Source organism: Bradyrhizobium sp. 195 (assembly GCF_023101665.1).
Classification (GTDB): domain Bacteria; phylum Pseudomonadota; class Alphaproteobacteria; order Rhizobiales; family Xanthobacteraceae; genus Bradyrhizobium.
Window position 1 is genome coordinate 7,954,535 of sequence record NZ_CP082161.1, and the last position, 20,753, is coordinate 7,975,287.

At 57.4% G+C, this 20,753-nt stretch carries 19 protein-coding genes and 1 pseudogene; 10 read left to right on the top strand and 10 right to left on the bottom strand.

From position 1 onward, the window contains the following. The first annotated feature begins 62 nt into the window (after positions 1–62). The gene (locus tag IVB26_RS37095; protein ID WP_247969803.1) at positions 63–443 is read left to right on the top strand and encodes a patatin-like phospholipase domain-containing protein; all 381 of its coding nucleotides are present in this window, start codon (positions 63–65) and stop codon (positions 441–443) included. 138 nt (positions 444–581) lie between these two features. Here IVB26_RS37095 and IVB26_RS37100 read toward each other — a convergent pair whose 3' ends face one another. Further along, positions 582–1,280, bottom strand: a complete 699-nt coding sequence (locus IVB26_RS37100) for a hypothetical protein (RefSeq protein WP_247969804.1) — start codon at positions 1,278–1,280, stop codon at positions 582–584. A gap of 290 nt (positions 1,281–1,570) precedes the next feature. Between IVB26_RS37100 and IVB26_RS37105 the strand changes: the two genes are divergently transcribed. Continuing rightward, positions 1,571–3,037: an AlbA family DNA-binding domain-containing protein gene (locus IVB26_RS37105; protein ID WP_247969805.1), complete on the top strand. Its 1,467-nt coding sequence runs from the start codon at positions 1,571–1,573 to the stop codon at positions 3,035–3,037. Between the two features lie 1,135 nt (positions 3,038–4,172). Here IVB26_RS37105 and IVB26_RS37110 read toward each other — a convergent pair. The 6 genes and pseudogenes from IVB26_RS37110 to ku form a co-directional block, all read right to left on the bottom strand. Then, positions 4,173–4,757, bottom strand: a complete 585-nt coding sequence (locus IVB26_RS37110) for a tyrosine-type recombinase/integrase (RefSeq protein ID WP_247969806.1) — start codon at positions 4,755–4,757, stop codon at positions 4,173–4,175. Positions 4,758–5,035: 278 nt separating this feature from the next. Beyond that, positions 5,036–6,217 (bottom strand): His-Xaa-Ser system radical SAM maturase HxsC, encoded by a 1,182-nt coding sequence (gene hxsC, locus IVB26_RS37115; protein ID WP_247969807.1) that lies wholly within the window; start codon positions 6,215–6,217, stop codon positions 5,036–5,038. Further along, positions 6,217–7,674 carry a His-Xaa-Ser system radical SAM maturase HxsB gene (hxsB, locus tag IVB26_RS37120; protein WP_247969808.1) on the bottom strand — a complete coding sequence of 486 codons (1,458 nt, stop codon included), beginning with the start codon at positions 7,672–7,674 and terminating at the stop codon, positions 6,217–6,219. Before hxsB ends, hxsC begins: the two co-directional genes overlap by 1 nt. A gap of 6 nt (positions 7,675–7,680) precedes the next feature. Then, positions 7,681–7,986, bottom strand: coding sequence for a hypothetical protein (locus IVB26_RS37125; RefSeq protein ID WP_247969809.1), 306 nt, complete (start codon positions 7,984–7,986; stop codon positions 7,681–7,683). Between the two features lies 1 nt (position 7,987). Next, on the bottom strand, positions 7,988–8,275 hold the full coding sequence (hxsA2, locus tag IVB26_RS37130; RefSeq protein WP_247969810.1) for a His-Xaa-Ser repeat protein HxsA2: 288 nt from the start codon (positions 8,273–8,275) through the stop codon (positions 7,988–7,990). 153 nt (positions 8,276–8,428) lie between these two features. Continuing rightward, positions 8,429–8,993: pseudogene (gene ku / locus IVB26_RS37135) on the bottom strand (non-homologous end joining protein Ku); the annotation flags it as partial. 164 nt (positions 8,994–9,157) lie between these two features. Between ku and IVB26_RS37140 the strand changes: the two are divergent. The 8 genes from IVB26_RS37140 (at position 9,158) to IVB26_RS37175 (ending at position 16,060) form a co-directional block, all read left to right on the top strand. Beyond that, positions 9,158–9,526, top strand: a complete 369-nt coding sequence (locus IVB26_RS37140; RefSeq protein WP_247969811.1) for a hypothetical protein — start codon at positions 9,158–9,160, stop codon at positions 9,524–9,526. Positions 9,527–9,531: 5 nt separating this feature from the next. Then, the gene (locus IVB26_RS37145; RefSeq protein ID WP_247969812.1) at positions 9,532–9,981 is read left to right on the top strand and encodes a hypothetical protein; all 450 of its coding nucleotides are present in this window, start codon (positions 9,532–9,534) and stop codon (positions 9,979–9,981) included. Positions 9,982–9,983: 2 nt separating this feature from the next. Further along, entirely contained in the window at positions 9,984–10,712 is a 729-nt protein-coding gene (locus IVB26_RS37150) for an SOS response-associated peptidase (RefSeq protein ID WP_247969813.1), read from the top strand. A gap of 122 nt (positions 10,713–10,834) precedes the next feature. Beyond that, a complete protein-coding gene (locus IVB26_RS37155) occupies positions 10,835–11,104 on the top strand; it encodes a hypothetical protein (RefSeq protein ID WP_247969814.1) in 270 nt (89 codons plus the stop codon). A gap of 134 nt (positions 11,105–11,238) precedes the next feature. Further along, positions 11,239–11,763 carry a hypothetical protein gene (locus IVB26_RS37160; protein ID WP_247969815.1) on the top strand — a complete coding sequence of 175 codons (525 nt, stop codon included), beginning with the start codon at positions 11,239–11,241 and terminating at the stop codon, positions 11,761–11,763. A 171-nt stretch (positions 11,764–11,934) separates the two neighbouring features. Next, the gene (locus IVB26_RS37165; protein WP_247969816.1) at positions 11,935–12,909 is read left to right on the top strand and encodes a hypothetical protein; all 975 of its coding nucleotides are present in this window, start codon (positions 11,935–11,937) and stop codon (positions 12,907–12,909) included. Between the two features lie 590 nt (positions 12,910–13,499). After that, a complete protein-coding gene (locus IVB26_RS37170; RefSeq protein WP_247969817.1) occupies positions 13,500–14,726 on the top strand; it encodes a phosphoribosyltransferase-like protein in 1,227 nt (408 codons plus the stop codon). 176 nt (positions 14,727–14,902) lie between these two features. Continuing rightward, entirely contained in the window at positions 14,903–16,060 is a 1,158-nt protein-coding gene (locus tag IVB26_RS37175; protein ID WP_247969818.1) for a reverse transcriptase family protein, read from the top strand. 110 nt (positions 16,061–16,170) lie between these two features. Here IVB26_RS37175 and IVB26_RS37180 read toward each other — a convergent pair whose 3' ends face one another. The 3 genes from IVB26_RS37180 to IVB26_RS37190 all read right to left on the bottom strand — a co-directional run bounded on the left by IVB26_RS37180 (position 16,171) and on the right by IVB26_RS37190 (position 20,676). Further along, a complete protein-coding gene (locus IVB26_RS37180) occupies positions 16,171–16,395 on the bottom strand; it encodes a hypothetical protein (RefSeq protein WP_247969819.1) in 225 nt (74 codons plus the stop codon). Positions 16,396–16,682: 287 nt separating this feature from the next. Further along, positions 16,683–17,363: a hypothetical protein gene (locus IVB26_RS37185; RefSeq protein ID WP_247969820.1), complete on the bottom strand. Its 681-nt coding sequence runs from the start codon at positions 17,361–17,363 to the stop codon at positions 16,683–16,685. Positions 17,364–18,207: 844 nt separating this feature from the next. Next, positions 18,208–20,676 (bottom strand): DEAD/DEAH box helicase family protein, encoded by a 2,469-nt coding sequence (locus tag IVB26_RS37190; RefSeq protein ID WP_247969821.1) that lies wholly within the window; start codon positions 20,674–20,676, stop codon positions 18,208–18,210. Between the last annotated feature and the right edge of the window lie 77 nt (positions 20,677–20,753).

Sequence of the window (20,753 nt, forward strand, 5' to 3'; positions counted from 1 at the left end):
ATGACACCCCGCCGTTCTCTTCTGCTGTCCAACCCACCCAAATCGAGAAAGGAAGTATTGCAATGACGCGAACATCAGCATTCGGCCGGTACGGCGTCCGCTCGGCCATGAACCGGTGGTCCGGGGTTTCCGCTGACGGGTCGACCGCAGCAGTCAGCCTCTGGAAAGATGAGCTTGAAGGACCGGCGGGAGCGATGGTCTATCACAAGGCAGACACTAGAGACTGGACGAACGGGATAGCCAAGCGCGAGTTTTTCCGGCACCTCCAGCATGCTGTCGATCGCTGCGGAGGCATCGTCAGGGTAGTCATGGTCGTCCGTGATCCGTCCAACCCCTCTCGGACGATCGACTGCTACCCGGCGCCGAACGTGATCATGCGAGTGGCAGCCTTGAACATGGTTGGGCTCGCGTTTCGGCTCGAACAGGCGGATCTCGGAGTCTGAAGTCGGCGGCCTGACGGACCGACCAACCGGGCTGGATAATCCCATCGGTCGTCGGCCTCGGTACGTGTCCGGTCATCCTCCAACCCGAGGAGGACTGAGGACTCAGCCAGCTGGGCGAAGTCGTCCGAGCCAGCTGGCTCATTGGAGCTCGCCATTAGCTCGGGGTAATACAAGCAGAGCATCGTCATAGGAAATTCGTCCGCGGAGTACCGTTTTGAACACGTATTCGACCACGCAATCCGGCGTGCTGGTTATCGGCTGGACGTGGATGCGAGCTACCAGCTTCCTCGGCCCGGCATACAAGTCCGCTTGGTTCTTGAAATGCTCGGCTAGGGGCTCCTTCAAGCGGGTGAGCGGTGGGACCAATAAGACGGCATGAAAATGCAGGCCGCCATTGCACGAAGTGGGCTCGTTCGAGCGAGCGGACTTAGCAACCGGAAGGTCCGCCACCGCGATCAGGACGGGAAGCTGGTAGATGGGGATGGCCCTGGGCTTGCGATGCGTCCTAGTCACAAAGGTCGAGTAAACTCGTTGGACCTCATCTCGCATCTGGCCGACGACGGATGCACGTGGACCGCGGAGATGATCAAATACGAAGGTCACGAGATATGCCGACCACCCATCTTCCATTCGGTCGGATACCAGCCGCGAGTACCCGCCGATCATCAATTGCAGGGATCGGCTAGCCGGGAAAAGCTGCTTGAATGGGACGGAAGATTGATGAACGGCTTGGATAGGATCGATGTCTCGTTCAAGCTCCGTTTGATGGATTGGATATTCGAGCTTGGTCTGTAATGTAGCAATAGAAGACCATATGCCTTCCGTAGCCGGTGGCATTCTGTAAAACTCCGGGTCGCAGGGATGCTCATGTGGCCATCCAACAAGACGCAAAGGCCTGCGCGTTATTTAGCTACTTGGGACCCGCCGAAAGCATCTCATCGGAGACTTTTTTCAGCTACTCCCGGTAGCGATCTTGAACTGCGGCTACGGTAGGCGCTGACGCGCAATTCGCGATACATTTCTGGGGACAATTGCGCATCCACCTGCAAAGAGATTCAAAGAACCCGTTTGGCAAGCGGTTAGCAACGAAGCTGAGATCCGAGGAGGACATGACCAAAAAGCGAAACATGACCGATGTCGAAGTCGGCCTGGCACGAGCCATGCTCGCGAAGGGCATGAAGAACGATCAGGTGCATTTCTACTTCAACCGCGCCGACCGTTTGATCAGCTCCGGTCGTATTGCGCAGATCAAGGACGGCAGTTACGCCAAGGACGTCGCTGCGGCTACCGACGATGAACTGGCAGATTTCATCACTAAGTGGGATGCAGAGCACGCCGCCATTTACACAAAAGGCCCGCAATCGCCCACTGAGTCTGACTTTATTGATGCCTTGTTCGAGAAGCGCAAGAGCAGTTGGCATGTACGACACGGCGAGACCGACACCGTTGAATGCAAACTCAACTACGCCGTCAGTGGCAAAATCCTTAGAGCCATCGCGGGGCTTGCAAACAACAAAGGCGGGCACATTCTGTTCGGAATCAGAAATGAAGCAACCATCGTTGACGGCATGTCGGACGACAAGTTCGAAACACTCGATCCAGCGCTGCTGACTTCACATTTGGTGAGCTTTCTCGACCCAGTTCCGACGGTAACGCGCATCTCACATGTGATTGGAGGCAGGAAGATCGGAGTGCTTCACGTAGAGAAGCATGAAAGGCCGCCGATAATCGTCCTCAAAGGAATGGGTGGCGACCTTCGTGAGGGTGCCGTGTATTTCCGGTATGTCGGTGAAACGCGGCAGATCAAGCCAGGAGAGATGAGGGCGATTATCGAAGCGCGAGAGGCTCGCGCGGTCGCCGAATTTAGCAGGAGAATGAGTCGCGTGGCCTCCGGCGCAGGCGCCACTATCGATCTCGATACCGGTGAGGTGACGGGAAGGACAGGCAGTTTCGTCATAGACCGAGAACTGCTTCCCTCGATCCAATTCGTTCGAGAAGGAGACTTCTCGCAAACAAAAGGCGCTCCCACATTGCGACTTGTTGGGGATGTGCAGCCGATGTCGGCTGCGGATCGGGATAGAATCCACGTCGTGCGAGACAATATTCCGCCGAACTCGATTGTCGAAAACTTCTTAGATGACAATCAAGTAAGGGATCCGTTGGCTTATCTGCACGCCCAAGCCTACTACCAACGGAAGTGGATGCCAATTTGGCACTACGTGCGCCAGCTTTCCATGAGCATCGATGATCTGGTTGAGGACTTGCGCCAACTTTCGGCGTGTATGCCGTCTAGTCGCGACGCTATCGTACAACGGCTGCGCGGCACGCTGTCGGCCTATAAGATTTACACCGGAAAGCCAAAAACGATGTTGAACGATCTGCGAGCGGGCAAGATCAAAATTCCCAAAAACGACGTCGATCTCAGCGCCTTTGCCTACGCACTTCATGGTCTACCCAACGATTTCGAAGAGATCGAAAAAGTCCGACCGATAATACACGAATGCTTAAAGAGAGATAACGCGGAGAAACACCGGAGCCAGATCTACCGAGCCGCATGTCGGGTCGACGAAATCATCCATTATCAGCGAAAATGAAGCACCGGGCAGTTACAGGGAGCCTTGAGCGAAGTATCATTTGAGCAGCTGTGCTACCCATTCCGGGGACCCAGATTCAGATACCCCCCGGGTCTGACACGGTTCACGTGCTAGGCAATTGTCCAAACAAGTCGGAAGAGATGCTAGTCATCTACCAATTGCCGTCGGTGAACGAACCAACAGGCGGTCGGACCCCGGCTGTCGTCGAGATTTAATGTGCGGTTACGGAGAAGGTCATCACTTTGCCTTGCCGGCAAGTGACCCGTGCGTCTAACGGCATCGGCAGCATCGGACCAGAAGAACCACCATCGTGGTCGGGGCCGGCAGTGCGGTGAGCCCCGTTACTCCTCTGCTTGTCTGCGCAGGATCGCGGCAAGACCGATCCGACGATCCATGCCACCCTCGACGGTCTAAAGCTTTCCCGTCTCTCGTCAGGCTTCGTTTAGCGACCGTTGCCTGCTTAGGTCGTTCATTTCCAGGAGTGGGCCGGACGATGAGTCTGACGCTCCGACCGATGTGCCAGCCCACCGGGGTTTCCGCGATTGCTCTTGCTCAGAGGTCACGGTGTAGCGCACGACGCTGAGATTTCCTGTTATCTATACAAGAGCCACGCGATCGGCGATCGCAGTATGGCCGCTAGGCTCGCGGTTTAGATATGCAGTTCTCGCTTATCTTGTCGGGCAGGAACATGGTCGAAAAGCAACGGGGTCTAAGTGGCGCTGAGTTCGATGGGTTGGATTGCGGATTTGCTCCGTAGGCCGGATGTCGGCCTACGACCCCGGGAAGGCGCACAGGTCGATTTGCAGCCGCTATCGGAGCGCGGCGGCCGATGGTTGAAGCACAACCTGTTTCGCTTCCCGGGGGCGACGTGGTCCCGAAAGCGTGGCTGCGTGGAGCTGGCCGAGGCTGACGTGATCGCACTGCATCTGGTCGTCGAGCGACTTAGGGAAGCTGGGGTGCGGGTGCGATTCAAGGGGCGACTTCGTCATTGGGATGGGGTGTCGCCGGTATGGAGGATGCTAGTGCGGGGAAAGCGCTAAGCCGCCGTTCAAGATCACGCGTACTCGATCGACCTTTATTTGGTCTCTTCCAGTTGCGACCCCCAACCTCTCCCGGGACTGTCGCAGTAGATCCATCAAAGCTGTTGTACCACCCGCCTCTGCGCGTCTGCATTCTCCTCTATGTATCGCTGTGTCGTCCGAAGGTTGGAGTGTCCGGCTAAAGCCTGGACATCCCTGAGTGATCCGCCAACAGTAGAAATCTTTCGCGCCGCGCCGGTAATGAAGGTCCGTCGGCCGCTGTGGCTGGAGCAGCCGATGAAGCCCAAGTGTCGGTACCAACGCTGGAACATGTTCACGACGACCTGCGGTGACGTACCGGGGGATCGCTCTGTGCCGATCACGTAGTCTCCGGTCGCTGTTGCCGTGGTCTTCCGGTACGCAGTGAGCGCGGCTCTTACTGCCGGGTGCATCGGGATCACGCGGCCAGACGTGCCCTTGCTTGCATCGTTGGTCAGGTGGATAGCATGGCCGACCTGCCCAGCCGCGTCACACACCATCCGCCAAGTCAGGTGAGCTATCTCCTTCGCCCTAAGCCCGGCCTTTGCCGAGAGCAGGAAGATTAGCCTGTCTCGTTCGGGGTATCTGGTAGTCGAGAGATAGGCGAGAATGGCTTCAGCCTGCCCCTTGGCCAGCGTCTTCGCTTGCTTCCCCAAACCCATTTTCGTCCTCCAGACGTCGGATCGACGGCTAACAGGACGCTGGACTGTAATTGGTCCAGATCATTCGTACATGCTGATACCTCAGAGCTGGCGACCGGAAAGACTGCTCTCGGAGCGTCAATTCGCGAGCTGTGCTACCCTTTCCAGGGACCCAAATTCAGCTACCCCCCGGCTGGGCTCCGCAATACGCCGGCCCTCATCGCGAGATCGACTTATGACTCACGGAGATCGTATGCGAAGGTTTGTTGACTCACACGCCGCCGTCCCGAGCTAATCACTTAGGCCGAAGTAGCCCCTAAAATCGGTGAAACTCCCCGACTGATGCGTGGCCGACCAGTCGTGAAAAAGCCGCTGCAGCGTTCTTTCTCTAGACAGCCTGAGCACGCTTCTACATATGCGTTCTTCCAATCTGAGATAGATTGAACTGCCTGAGGCCAAATAGTTCGAGGCAGCACGCACCGAGGCAGATTGTAAATCGAAACCTTGATCCCGGCCGAATTGAGGGCGGCCACTCCTTCGGCAAGCTGATCTTGATAGTCGAGTGGGTCAATCCAGAGCATTGCATCGTTCGCGATTGCGAATCCGGTGTTCTCAAGGCCCATCAAAGCGACATGATCCACAATGGGAAGGTTGCGCGCAAGCCAACGGCATGTCTCCGCGACGATTGGAGCCGTCAAAGCGTGGAGGACAACTCGAACTTCCACCCGCTGTTTGCGATCCTTTAACTTTAGCACGCCAAGGACCGTCTCGTCGAATGCACCTTTAGCTTGGACTACGTAATCGTGAATGTGGTCCACAGCGGCATAGATAGGTATGCCAGCGGTCAGTTGGGGATGTCGCAAATCTGCCCAAGCAGCGGCCACCTCTGTTCGTGCAAAGGCTCGTCCGTTTGTGAGGACATGAATGGCGGTATCAGGCAAAGATGACTTACATTGCGCGAGGAGATCTATGAACTCCCGCCAATCAGTCAGAGTCTCGCCGCCGGTGAACGCAAAGGACTTCGTTGTAGGGTCCACAAACGGCAACGCGCGACTAATCTCCTCCAGCACCCATCTGTCGTCCACATTTCGCGGCGGCTGCGAACACATCAAGCAGTTATGGTTGCATCGTTCGGTTACTAAGAACGAATTATGATTTGACTCGCGTCGATAGAGTGACCGGAACTTCCCTGTTTGAGGCTGCAGCCCAATTAAGTCCCCGTCCGCCAGATAGCTATATTCGGGCGTGACCACCAAGAGATCACGGAATTGACTTCCAGGGATGGTGGTGTGATTTCCCACCAACACGGCCTTCGTGAATCCGGATTTGACGGCGGTTCCAATCTCTTCTGAGCTTTTGATTACGGCCGCATCAACCGCGTGACGTGGCGATCTAGTCGGCGCAGCCAGACGAACAACCTCTGAAGGGTGCGGCGTCTCGAATCCGCGCACATAGGATGCAGTGCCACGAAGCGGCAGCATCACATCATGCTCCATGACCTGAGCACGGCCGCGTCCTCCGGGGAGTTGTCAAGCAGATCGAGTATGGTGGATATCACCCCCTTCTGTCGCTGGCAGAAGCCGGAAAGCGGCTTGATGCCCAGGGGGTCGCCATGAGTGGCGTGATGATAGACCGGATCAGCGCCGCAGTGGCTCTCATACACACAGTCGTGGCACTCTGGCGCACATTGACTGAGTGACGCAGCAACGTTCGATACAAGCTTGTTGGATAGAATGAGGGAACGATAGTCGTTGTCCACGACGTGGCCCAGCTCAAAGCTGCGATCTCCCATCTCGGCAAGCATGCGTCCTTCGTCAGACGCGAAAACCAAGCCGTCGTAGTTGTAAACGAGAGCGCCCAGCCCTATGCCCGCAGGGCTTCGGAGATCGACATACCCGATGGGCTGATCCGTCAGGATTCGCCGCAGGAGCAGGAGCGTATAGAACTCGAAGAACTTGCGACCCTTGCGGTTCAGATCGAGAATGTATCGGAGCCCGCGCCGATAGAAGCCCATCCATTCGGCAGAGTCATACTTTTGAAACTGCTTGGTTTTAATCGCGAAGCCGTATGGCGATAATGGCCTTAGGAAGACGCCATCCAGTCCGTGCGCAACGTACTCATCAATGATCTCTTCGACACGGTCAAGACTGTGCCTCGTGGTCGTCATCAGCGCGCTGACGCGATCAAGCCCCAATGTTGCTTGAGCCTTCTTAATTCCTTGGATGGCGAGTTCATGACTATCTCCACCCGGCCTCGGACGGTTGCGGTTGTGAAGGTCCGGCGGCCCATCCAGCGATGTTGATAGAGAGACATGGTTCGCCTTGCAAAACGAAAGGATCTCGTCAGTCAGCAGCGCCAAGTTCGACGCAATGACGAAATCAACCTCCTTGCCCTTGCCTGGGGCCTCCCGTTTTGCAGCTTCAACGACCTTCTGAATCAAGGAAAAGTTCAGAAGTGGCTCGCCTCCCTGAAACTCGATCTTGATGTGAGACGATGGACTTTGAAGCGCGATGGAAAGCGCGCGGTGAGCCGTCTCCTCACTCATATCGAAAAGCGAGTGATCTGTGCTCTGTCGAGATACCTGACAATAAGGGCACGAATGTTCGCACCGGAGAGTGACGACAAACATGTGGAGTGCTGTCGGCTGACGCAGAAACGACATCCGAGTTCGCAGCCGCATAGCCAGGATTTGATGCTGCGCGCTCTGTCCCTCTCGGGAGACTAGGTGAGCCGAGTACGCTCGCTCGTACAGGCCATCACCCGGCTGCAGTTGGAGGTCGATCAGCCGCTGGAATTCATTCGCGTTGAGGCGGATAAAGTCACCAACGATGTTGGAGACAAGATATTCCGTGGCGCTCTTCCGCTCAAAGCGAAGCGGCATAAGTTGCAACGGCGCTTCACTTCCATGAAAATCGCCGGGTGGGAAGAAGCGAGACATCTTCTGCTACGAGTTTTCGCCCTGTGGGTAAGCAAGCGACCCGAACGCGAGGGCCAAGATGAGATTCCGTACCGGCTCGGTTCGTCGAGCAATCTGCTGCCTGACGTTTTCGTCGATAACGGTGGCTATGAAACGCTGGCTCAAGTCGTCGGCGTTGGTTGCGCCCGGCGTAGGCGCCTCCACCGAGACCACATACTTCGTCCCAACCAGCTCGACCTTACAGATCGCCGAACCAAGCAATCTGTAGGCAGCAGCATTCAAGGCCTCAAGCGATTGGGTCGCCTGATCGAATTCGATGGTTTTTGCCGCCATTCTAGCGACTTGAGTGGTGAGACGAATGGGACGAGTGCGAGGAGTGGGATGAATGTGAACCGTGGGCTGCGAACAGCGTGCCGTCCTCGCGCTCGGTCACGATCAAGCCCAGTAAGTCATGTCCAACTTGATAGAACATGTTGGACTGAGACTTTTCGGCGGATGCCTGCTCTGGGTCCGTCGGCTGAGCGACAACGCCGGTCGAAGCAGGCACAGCAGCGGTTGCGGCGGTCCCGAGCGAAGCGAGCGCGGCTGCCAGCGGAATGATCGATATTTTGCTCTGACTCATGAAGTACCCCCCGTTTGCCATCTGCAAAGATACCGGGCACACCTAATCAGTCAACCCCAACTAAAGCTGCACGGTTCGGTTGTGGGGGACGGCCTGCGTTACGAACTCCTTTTGACTTTTGCACTGCAGCAAGCTTTTGGAGCGGCCCATCGCGCTCACAAGAAAGTCCTGGATCTCGTCGAAGTATTCCCATTCGCTGCGTACCTCGTATGGATACCGAAGCAGCGTGCCGACGAGACCCTTGTCCATCGGCTCAAGCGCGATGATGTGCTCGCGACTGGTCAGTACCACCCGTCCGATCGCGACCTTGTTCATCTCTCGGATGGTCTCTCGGATCACGGCGAAAGCGTCGTGACCGACCTTCCCATCCGGGCGAAGGTAATAGGGCCTGATAAGGTAGCGCGGATCGATGTCGGATTTGTCCACGAACTCATCGATCTCGATGGTGCGCGTGGATTCCAGCGCGATCTCTTCGAGTTCTTCTTTGGTGACTCGATGAACTGGTCCTTCTCGATCTGGTAGCCCTTGACGATGTTCTCGTTGGGCACCTCGTCGCCGGTGTCTGCGTCCACCTTCAGGTACTTGATACGGTGGCCGGTCTGCCGGTTGAGCTGGTTGAACGAGATCTTCTCGCTCTCGGATGTGGCGGGGTAAAGCGCCACCGGTCAAGTAACCAGAGACAATGCAGGAAGCCTTTCCAGTTGGCGCGCGGTGCCATTTACGCAGAACTCCTGCTTCGGGACGCACAGACTCAAGACGAACGATCCGCCCGGTTCCGACCGGCCGAAAGCGCCCACAGGATCATTTTTTCGAAGGGGGATCGACTCCTTTGTTCCCGATATGTTCTAATTGGGCATAACCGACCGACCCGCGAGCTGGCGCATGCCGACCCCGAAGCAGATGGAAAAGATGACCGCCGCCGTCCGCAGAAACATGCCAGTGGCCCCCGGCTTGGCGCCAGAGGACGACCTGCCGCCGGAATACTGGCAGGCTCTCCTGGACGACCGTCGTGCAGAGACGAAACCCGGGCACCCCGCAGGGACGCAGCGGCTGTGCGAAATTCCGCACCATATCCTGCGAGTTGGCTGCAGCCGGTGCGGCAGGCTGGTGGAGATCCAGAGGGTCGATGCCACCCGCCTCTACGGTGCGGACGCGGTCTGGAAGGAGGTCGGCCGCCGAACATTGGACAACACCTGCACCCAGCGGACCGGCCGTCACGAAGAGGATGGCTGCTGGCCGACGTTCGACTAAGGGCGATGGCGCCTAAGCACCATCCGACCCCGCTCTCCGGGGGCGACCGAAAGGCGCTCAGTAAGGAGCTTAGCAAGGCCCGCGCGATGACCACGATCCTCGGGTCGCAGTCGGCTGAAGTCCGTGCCAAGGGCGAAGCTCTCATCCGTCAGGCCGACAAGCTTCTGTGCGAATCTTGGAACGAGAAGATGTGGGCAGATGGAGGACCGATCGATCCGTCGCCCACGATCGACCAAGCCGTGAATGGTGGCTACTCATCACTTGAAATCGAATGCTCACGCTGCAAGACCAAGAGGGACGTCGACCTGGCCACGTTGCGGCATCCTCCAACTACATCGGTCCACGACCTCGCCAGTCGGCTTCGTTGCAGCAACTGCGCTAAGGCCGGCCGACGTCCGGCCGCGACCCTCCTGCAACTGAGGCCCCGTCCCCGCCAAGCACCTTTGGAGACCTGAACGTGTGCAATCTGTACTCGATGACGAAAAATGTGGACGCGATCCGTCGTCTGTTCGGCGCGCTCAATAGCAACGTCGGCAATCTGCCAAGCATGCCGGGGATCTTCCCTGACTACCCGGCTCCTATTGTCCGCAATGCCTCGGATGGACGAGAGATCGTCATGGCCCGTTGGGGCATGCCATCGTCGCAGAAGGCACTTATGGACGCGACCAAGAAGCGAGCTGAAAAACTGGAAGCCAAGGGCAAGACGGTCGACTTCAAGGAATTGCTCCGGACGGAGCCGGACAGCGGCACAACTAATATCCGGAATGTCAGTAGCGCGCACTGGAAGCGGTGGCTCGGTCCGGGCAATCGCTGCCTCGTCCCGCTGACCTCGTTCTCCGAGTACGACACGATCGAGGGCAAGAAGGTGCCGGTGTGGTTCGCCCTCGACGAGTCCCGGCCCCTCGTCGCCTTCGCGGGCATTTGGACGAACTGGACATCCGTTCGGAAGGCAAAGGAAGGCGAAGTGAACGCCGATATTTTCGGTTTCCTGACTTGCGAACCGAATGCGGAGGTGAAGCGCGTCCACCCAAAAGCAATGCCGGCGATTCTGACGACGGCCGAAGAATACGACGCTTGGCTTCGGGCTCCCTGGGATGAAGCAAAGGCCTTGCAACGGCCGCTACCCGACGGAGCGCTCAAGATCGTGGCCACCGGCGAGAAGGAAGACCCAGCGACGACAGCTTAGGTTCTGCGCACGCGCGCGGAACAAGTGGACGAGCCCAGCCTCGTCGATACGGAATCCCTGGTACGTGCTAATCGCGCGGAACGACCAAGGGACGGGAGGATTCTTCTCGCAGGAGCGATCTCATGCTGATGACGAGAGAGAGACGGCCGGCAATTCGGACGTCGCGGGGGTGGGCGATCTCAGTGCTGCAAGAAGCTGGCGCAATCCGAGAGTGCGAGGAGCATGGCTGGATGAAGGACACGGCCGAACCTCACGCCCGCAACCGAGCGCTGGAAATCGCACGACAAGATCCGCCAGCAGGCTTATCTGCGGAGCAAGCCGTCTCCGAGGTTCGGGACGTACTGGACTCGATCGGCGATACCTGCCCCGCTTGTCCGGACGGAGATTGCTGAACAGACCCTTGAATGTTGAGATGGGAAGCGGTCTACTTCGCAGACGCTCTATTGCGATAGTTTGCGCCACCGGAGCGTGCGTCAGCATATTTTTTGGCTTTCTCAGTGTGGCAAAAGTCTTTGGAATTTGAAGAATGCTTTCCATTCGCGACGACTGGTGGGATCCTGCGGTTAGTAACAACACATCTCGCCCTAAATCGCGTAACGAAGATTGCCAATACTTTGCCGGAAAACTCTCGACTGCTGTCGCTTTGGATCGTGCCTATGATTATGAATGGCCAAAACAATATGGGCGATTCATTGAGCGAGACCGCCGCTTCTATATCGCTAGTTTAGCTATACATCTGCACGGCAACGCCAAGAGCGGCGTCGCCTTCGCGCAACTTCAGCCGTTTCATAAGCAAATTGCGTCAGCGCTCTTTGGTATAAACGGGGATGACGAGACAGAGCGCAAGCTAGTAGCTCGACTTCGAAAATGGGCAGAGCGCGAAGACAAACAAGGCGTGTTTTCCCTCGAGTGGATCGATCAGAAGAACGTCGATTGCATTTTCTTTACATCTAAACAAATGACGCGCCTTCTGAAGGTCTGTCCTGCTCCGCCTCCTAAGCCCAATCAAGAAACATTCGATTCTCGATATCCCGGTTCAGAGCGTCTCTAAAAAATTAAAGAGTGAAAATTTTCATACGCTAAGGGCGCCGGCTCATTGATTCTGGCACCCTCGTCTCGCGCATCGTAGCTCGGTGTCGAAAGATCACCGTCCTGAGCGGCTTTCGTGCCGTTGCTGGCGTGGAGCCTAAGCGTGCGCATGAGGGACCAAAGGGAGACGAATATGAAGTTGCATTTCGGCGTGTTTGGGATCGGCAATCGCTTTTTCAAAGTCGGGGCGCTGTTGTGTTTCACTGCCCTCAGCACCCCATTCCAGGTAACAGCGCAGGTAACGGCCGTGACGTCTGGCGCTGGCGCAACACTCTCGGCGGAGCATTTCGATGACTTCGCAACCCACCTGCGAGACATGCTCCAGGACTGGATCATCGGCGCGGAGGTGGACAAGGCTGTCGAGCGATCTAAGACGCTCGCCCAGAGTTTCATCAAGGCAGATGGTGATGGCTATCTAATCCGGGTCCGCGTTTACCAGAACTCCGAGGGGGTGAAGCAACTCGGCGACAGCGGCAACGTGCAGATCATCGGCTCTGGAAAAAACATGGACGAAGTTGTTCGTAACTTCGTGCGTTCGCCGCCCGCTGAGTTGGCACCGATGACCAGCAAGATGGATCGCGCGGCCGAAGACGGCTTTCTGATCTGGACTTATCAGAAGGACGGCAAGCTCGTGACGAAGAGGACTGACTACCCAATGTCGGAAGCTGTTTTCGAGAACGCGAAGGTGGCCATTGAAAAAGAGCGAGAAGCCGCGGCGCACGCGGAAGCCGCGAAAGCTGCAGCTGAGCGAGAAGCTGCCGCCCGAGGCGCGGCCTTGAATGAGTATAACCGTCGTCAGACGGAGGAGATGGCAGAAGCTCAGCGTAGAGCCCTTGCCGAACAGGAGGCAAAGAGAAGGGCGGAAATAGAAGAAAACACCCGAAGATTCCAGCAGATGCAAATTGACTCCCAGCGTCGCATGGCCGAGGAGCAACAACGTCTTCAACAACAGAGAGCGCTTGCGGCACAACAGCAGGCGCAGCAACTTCGGGACCAGATTGCGCAACAAGCGCTCCGCAACAGCATGGGGCAGGCTCCGATCGGTGGCGGAGGTCCCGCCATTAGCCCCGGCGGCATGCCCGGTGTTGCAATTCCCGGCAGGCGATAGCCGCCCCTGACTCAAGCCAATATACAGCTTTCAAAATGAGGCCGCTTGCGGAACGTGAGCGGCCTTAGCTCCGGGAAGAAGCCGAGGGCAGGTACGGGATTATCGGGGCAAACCGGTCTGGACTTCGCGCGGAACAGGAAGCGAGGTCCGCACGATGCCGAACCAGAGGAAAAGCCGAATTCACAGGATCGATCAGCAAAGGATCTTTAGTTGCGGTGCTACCCTTTTGGGGGTCCCAATTCGGCTAGCCCCCGCCCCGGCCTCCTGGGCGCGGGCAAGCTTCGTGATGTGGATATACCAGTCAGCGTAGAGCGTGTCCTTCACCATACGCCGGTCGTAGGTCTGGAGCGCCGTAGTCCTACCCAAAATGGGACCCCATTCGCCGAGTGCCTGCTTAGCCTTATCCACTGCTTGATGCGCGATGGCCAGGGAGCGCGCGCCATTCGCGGCCGCGAATGGCCAATCGATTGCCGTCTCGCGAATGCGCCCGTCAACAAGACCCGCCCCACATTGTACACCTGACAAGATTGGAGCATTGTCGGTTTATCGTTGAGCCGGCTTATGGCTCAGAGGTCGGAACGTAGCAACTAATGAGCAGGTTATCGGAGACGCCATTCGGCGAGGAGTGGCTGGCGAACTTCAGCGAGGAAGCGGACCGTGCAGTCGCGGCTGCCCTTATTGATGAAATCCTTCTCGTGAGTCGAACTGCGTTCGCCCGTGGGCTCCGGTCATTGATCGAGACCATTCTGCGTAATCGCGAGGATCCGGACAGGCCGATTGCTTTATTCTCGGAGAGGGCGGTCGCCAAGGCTAGCGGGAGGGCGTTGCCTTTTTTCCCGAACACGGAGAGAGGAAGGGCGGTCGGGCCGGGCGTCGCTCCGATATTGGTAAATCCTGCGGACCAGGAAGTGGGAAGTGAAGGTCTCGTCGGAAATCTCATCACGGATTTGTCGCGACACCACGACGGGGAAGTGCTCTCTCATCCTGGGCCTGATCGCATGCGGCGCGACCGAATCCGTAATATCGTGATCGTCACGGACTTCATAGGATCGGGAAAGCGAGTGTGGGAAATGCTCGAAGCATTCCGAGCAGTGGCTACCCTTCGCAGCTGGCGATCGTATCATCTCGTCACGTTCAACGTCGTGGCGTACTGTGCCACGGAGCAAGGTCTCAGCCAGGTGCGATCCAGCCGTCTTAAGCCCCAGGTCGCGACAATCGCCGGTTCTCCGAACCTTTGGAATACGTTCTCGGGCGCGCAGTTGCAGAGCATTATAGAGCTTTGCCGCCGTTACCCCCCAGGTCACCCGCATCCCTTAGGATTCATGTACGGCGGAGCTCTGGTGGCGTTCGCCCACGGCATGCCCAACAATGCGCCCCCGATCCTCCATAGCAGGACCAGGGGATGGACGCCGCTGTTCCGTAAACGCAGCACGGCCGGAGCTGAGACGCGTTTTCCGGCGACCGCCATGGAAACCGTCGCCGATCGCGCAACGAGACTGCTCCAAATCAAGAATGCGAATGAATATCTGGCCGATCCGACAGGGAAGCGGTGGATCACGACCCTGATGGTGCTGGCCGCGATTAAGGCAGGTGCCCGGTCTCCTTCCGACATCTCTGTGCAGTCGGGATTACCTCTTTCGCAGGTCGACGAGATTTTAGGATACACGCGAATCGCAAGATGGACATCGCGCCACAACGGACTTACCTCGCTGGGGCGGCAGGAGCTTGCGCATTTGCATCGACGCCGGCGACGCGCACCGGAGCTTCCCAAAGTGAATTCGCCATTCTACTATCCGACGCAGCTGAGGGCTCGGTGAGGGCGTCTAGGAATGCGCCGCGAGAGCGGCGACGGGCTCCTCGGGGGCCTGGGGCAGGGGATTTCCCATGTCCGCGAAGCGGAGCGTTATCTTCGCGCTGCGCGTTACTACGAGACACGCCTGGCGGCGTCTTGGTCGAGCCTCGCAGTATCACCCACCATGGTGGGTCAAAGTAGGTGTCCCTGCTGAGCTCTCAGCGCTATCGGTCCAGAGGACGTCGTCTGGGAATAGATTCCACGACCCTCGAGCGGGCGATCGCGACGATCGAACGCATTCAACGCTCCGATCCGCGTCTAACGCCAGTTCTAACGCTTCGACATCTGAGCGAGCTGACGGGAGCGCCTTACGGCTACTTGCGACGGGTGGTTGGCCGAATCTTAGGCGGATACCGCCATGTTCACCTTCGAAAGCGTATTCCCGGGCGGAGCCGGCGCCGGGTCATCAGCATCCCGCCAAAGCGGTTGCTCCAGGTGCAACAATGGATTGCACAGAACATACTTCGTTTTTCCGAGCCCTCTCGCGCGAGCTTCGCCTATCATCCCAACAGTAGTCCAGTTCTCGCGGCTGAAGAACATTGCGGATGCGAATGGTTGCTCAAAGTGGACATCGAGGATTTCTTTCACTCAATAACCGAAGGACGTGTCTCGGCGATGTTCTATAGGCTCGGCTATCCTCGACTTCTCGCTTTCGAACTGGCGAGGTTGACGACGATGCCGCTCTTCAAGGAAGCCCTTCAAAGAGATCCGGTCACGCGGTGGTTGACGATTCCGTATTACCATTCCGAATACGAAGGCGTTCTTCCTCAGGGGGCCCCCACAAGTCCTATGCTGTCGAATCTCGTCATGCGCGAGCTGGATGAAAGGCTCATCAAACTCGCGGCACAGCACGGGATGCGCTATACTAGATATGCAGACGATCTTGCCTTTTCCTGCGGAAAAGGACCCGATAGATCCCATGTCGAGCGGTTCAAACGACTCGTGTTGTCTGAGCTCTCGCGCGAGGGTTTCAATCCCAATCTACGAAAAACGGTGATTAGAGGGCCGGGCACACGGCGGATCGTGCTCGGTATGCTCGTCGATGGACCGTCCCCCAGACTCCCAAGAGAGTTCAAGGACATGCTTCGCCTGCACCTTTATTTTCTCCGGTGCCATGGTCCTTCCGTACACGCTCAGAACCGACGGCTATCCGTATCCGGATTGTACCACCATATCCGCGGACTGATCGGTTGGGCCATGAGTGTCGAGCCGAAGTACGGTGCGCGCCTCCTTGCAGAGTTCGAGGAGATCTCTTGGCCGCCGGTACAGCCACATTGGATAGAGCGTGTTGATCAGTGAATGTCTTTCAGGCATCCCTTTCCGGGGCCCTCTTTCGGCTACCCTCCGAGCTGGGTAGCCGAGCGGTCGGCCGCGTGCGAAGACGCCTGGAACCGAGCATCTTCACGGGACTATCCGCCGACTAGCCAAGAAAAGCCGTGCTTTCCAAGCCAGCCCATCGCCGCTGAACAAGCGAGCGAGATCACGCCGGCAAAAAACCAGGAACGGCGGCGTGCGGCATTGATCGAGCGCAGATAAAGGAAGGCTCCGAGCAGCGCTCCGTAGTTCCTCCTGAAGTCTCCGTTGAGCTTGGCTATCTTCGATAGCTCTGAGGAGGTCTCGTATTCGTCAGTCACGGTGCTGGCTCCAATTTCACTACCAGCACGCTATCAACCACTGTTTTGCCCGACGGAGCAAGCGTTATTTCGGTTTATCGAAATCTCGCTATTCACCTTCCTACGGCAGAAGCTGAGGCACTGAAAGTATGAGTACATCACAGCACGCTCAGGCGACGTAACCGAACCACAAAATGTCGGCTATCCGTGCTGAAGCGGACAAAGGGGGCGATCACCCCAACCGCAGCTAATGACCCTTAGCGGACTCCAGCATTCACCGGAAATCGGGAACCTCGAACAGTACCCAACTACGATGGCGGAAACTCGCAAAATGGGCGATCAGGTGGAACTACCGAAGAGTCGAGAGAATGTGCGATTTCGACGGACTTGCGATAGAGCGCATCGGCTGTGTCCCAAGCAGTCTCAGCATCCTTGACGACAACTTCCTTTAGATCGGGGGCTGCTGGATCGAGGCCGAGTTCGTTGACGATTTTATCGACAGTGCGCGCTTTTGCATCGAGCCGGATTTCGAATTGCCTCGCGACCGAAGGTCCGTCGAAGCCCACAAGAGCCCCGATGCGCGGACCATCCTTGCGGAACTGCGCCGCCAAACAATTCAGGGTTCTTTGCAACAAGACAGAAGATTCATAGATCATTGGGTCATACGCAGACCGTGGTGAATCAATGACTAGTAGAACCGCGCGCGCGAAGCGCGCCTTGTCTTCCTTTAGGCGATAGAACCCGCCTGACAACCTAAGCATCGCCTTTGCCATCAGATACCGCTCGTTAGCAGCCATGCGGTCGGCCGTGGCCTTATCGAGCTTCTCAAAGAGATTCATCAAATCAATTAACTGCTTTGTATACGACGATAGCGCGTTGGGATTCTCCGCGGCTTGTCCGACATTGAGCGAAAATAGAATGGCCAATGCCGGGAAGCAGAGCCAGCGGGCGAGACGGCGCGGCCTATTTGCGCTTCCGACGCGTTGCATGTTTCTTCTCCGACTTGAAGAAATAGACTCCGGCTGCGATGCACGCACAGCCCCATAGTATCGCTATTGTAGGAAACCAACTCAGGGTGCCGTTAGAGACTATCTCAGACCGAATGAGCCGGTCCCAGATTGCGAAAACCACATACGCGCCGCCCAACGCGAACAGGGGTACTCCAGCCGTGAGTACCAGTACTCTGCGCATTACTCCCCTCCGGTAAAACGACCCTAGCGGACGTGCGGCCACCAGCTATTCGTTCGACAAGGATACACGGAAACGTTGAGAGAGATACCTGCACGTCGATCAGCGAAATAGATGTTAGGCAACAGAGACTTAGCAGGATTTTACAGAGCATCCGTCCAGTTCGCTGACACAGGTAGGCGAGATAGCTGTTCCGCTTAGGCGCTTCGCTGACCTCCCTGCCCCTCCTCGAACTGAAGTACGATAACCGCCCTTAGCTGACCAATCGCCGCGTGGTTGCGATGGCAGCTTCTGGCCCTTAGGCGACATGGCGGACTGCGGCATCGTCGTCCGCTACTTGGCCGAAAGCAGACGTTCGTCTTACAAGTGGAGAAGCTGCGACAGTCAGGGGAATGGCTTGAAGGGTCTCGCAACGAAGGATCTTTAGTTGCTGTGCTACCCTTTCCAGGGACCCATTTTTGGCTACCCCCCGGCGTCTACCACCCTGCCCGCTCTGGCTGATGATTTGCTTCGTTCCTCTTCCGGTGGGTCTTCCCAGCCCGGGGACCTTACTCGGAAGTTTGCCTGGAGCCATTGCAGCCGTCGCGGGCGTCGCTTGGGGAGGAACGTGATGGCAGATAACCAATCACGTGGCGAGAGGGTAGGTTAATGGCTCTCTAGGTAGTCCACTCGATAATTTGTCACGTCAAGCAGTTCGTTTTTGAATTTCAGGAAGTCGCCGTGCGGCCCATAGGTGGTCAACACGTTCCAATCGTATTTCTCATTCGGTTTGCGAGTGCTGTTCTCAACAGTCAGAAAGCCGTCGAAAACGGATGTCGGAATCACGAAGCCATATCGTGAATATTCACTCCAGATCACGAAATACCGTCGGGTGCGGTCTTCGGGCGTGACGGCGTTGAAGAAGGTGTACTTCTCGATGTAGACCTTCGAATTGGAGCAAGAGATCGAGAAATCGACCAAGCCGTCGACCGTCTCGCCGCGCTTTCGACTGATCCTGATCTCTTGGCCGAATCGCCGCTCCAGAAACGCCTGCACCCTCTCTTCCATGTCATCGATGGCAACGTAGGGCTGCGGGTCTCGTGCGTAAAGGCGCGCGAACTCGCCCAGTTCCTCGACGACTTTTACCGCGATTGATGACTGAAGAACGTCCTCCACGTCGGAGGAGCCGATCACTTGCAGGAATCCCGAGAGTGAGTTGGCGTCATCGGACGACTTATTGCGCAACTGATTTACCCTGAGTTTCTCAACGGTCTCGGTCAATTGAAGATCCTGCGCCATCAAAGCCCGAAGGACGTACCAAACGTCATTGAACTCCGATCCATTGACCGCCGTATTGATTTCCGCACCGTCTTCGACGTCGATATAGACGGGTAGCAGGATATAGCCGTACGTCTTCGTTGAATTGTGCCGAGGCTTGCGCAGCGCGCGTCCGATCGCTTGAACAATGTCGACCATCGAACGCTTTGGGTCCATAAAGGCCACAAGGTCGACTGCGGGAACATCAATGCCCTCGTTCAAGCAGCGCGCGTTCGACATGATCGCTGGGTTGTCACCCCTGAACTGGACCATACGCGTTTCTCGATCCGCAGTTCTCATAGAGCCGGAGACGTGGAGGCACGTGAAGTCCGACAAAAAACGCTCTAAGCCGAATTCACCGGGAGAGATGAAAGACGCCGCACTTTTCACCGTCTGGTGGAAGGTGAACGCCTTGCGTAACCCAAGCCGGGCCATAGCCTGCGACAGCACATAGCGCCCCGCGATCTCCTCCAACGCCTTGGTTCGTCCATCCATTCGGACACCGGTCTGCTGGATGTATTCCGCCAGTTCCGACTTCGTCACGACCGAGATGAGGACCTTGTACGGACAAATAATGCCGAGGTCCGCGGCCTGTCGGAAATTAAGAGAATAGGCTATCTGTCCATAGAGTGGGACGTCGTCCATGGAGTGGACAACAGAAGTCTTCTTGATCTTCGGCGCGAAAATCCGGCGCGTCGCCGTCATGAACAACCGACGACGGATCGGCAAACGTTCCTCATCCAGCGGAAGCGTAAAATCAGAATGGCCGGCGCGCGCCGTGCGGTGGGCCTCATCGCAAACCGCCAGGTCGAACTCGAAGCCACCGAGGCTCTCGACCGCTTCGCGGACGCGTTCCGAGGACTGATAGGTCGAGAAGACCGTTCGAACGCCGGAACCTGTCAGGAAGCGACGTATCTCATCTGGCTGCGTAGTGACTGGGATCGGCAGTTCGTTCGGGTTCAATTCGATTTCGTCGTCGTCCGCAATAGTCTCGTCGGAACAGACGCAACAGGAATGGAATGCGCCGCCCCAGGGCTGCGCCAGTGACCACGCCTTCAGCGTCTGGGAGACCAGCGCGAGCGACGGTACCAAAATCAGGATACGCGCCGTTGAGTCCAGTGTCAGGAGGCCCTGCGCCACCCACAAGCCGACGAAGGTCTTGCCGCTGCCGCACGCCATCAGCGCAGTTGCCCGCGGATTTGCGGTCAACTCGTCCACCAAGGCGCGAACCGCAGCGTCCTGGTGAGCGGCGGGGTGGGGTCGCTCCCGCGCCAACACAACGCCGGCGCGGATCAGCGTGAAGATGCGCGACAGGTCCTCAGGTGACAGGCCGCGGAGGTCACTCCCGAGGAGCGAACTCAGATTCGGACGGCTCTGCGCCTCGGGTGCTACTCCACCCGCTGTCGTGACCACTAGCCGACGCTTCGCAAACTCCGAAAGACCGACAAAAGTGGATAGGTCCCGCCACGACAGCGTGTCCGTCTGGCTGCGAAACTTGACCTGGTAGGCACCAAGCTCGTGGTCATCTGTCAAGAATGCCCCGTCTACGCCGCGGTCGTTGGAGCCGAGCCGCAGGATGTCGCGAACGCGCTCCGGAATCCGGCCGTGCGGCCAGACCTCTCGCGCGCCGATCACTGGATAAGTCCGCAATAGCGCTTCGACGAATACCTCGAACAGGTCACCAACCTCGCGGGTGCTAAGGTGTCCGGCAGCCAGTTCCCGCGTCAGCCACGATTCCACTTGCGTAAAGTCGTCCACGCCCGCGCTGAAGATTGGCGATGCGGCGGCGATCGACAGTGCGGGGTGGAGAAGGGTCACGGGCCTGAGGGGTCGAAGGGTGTCGGCGTCATAATGACATCGTCTGATCTGCCGCCTAGCAGATCAACAGGTAATTA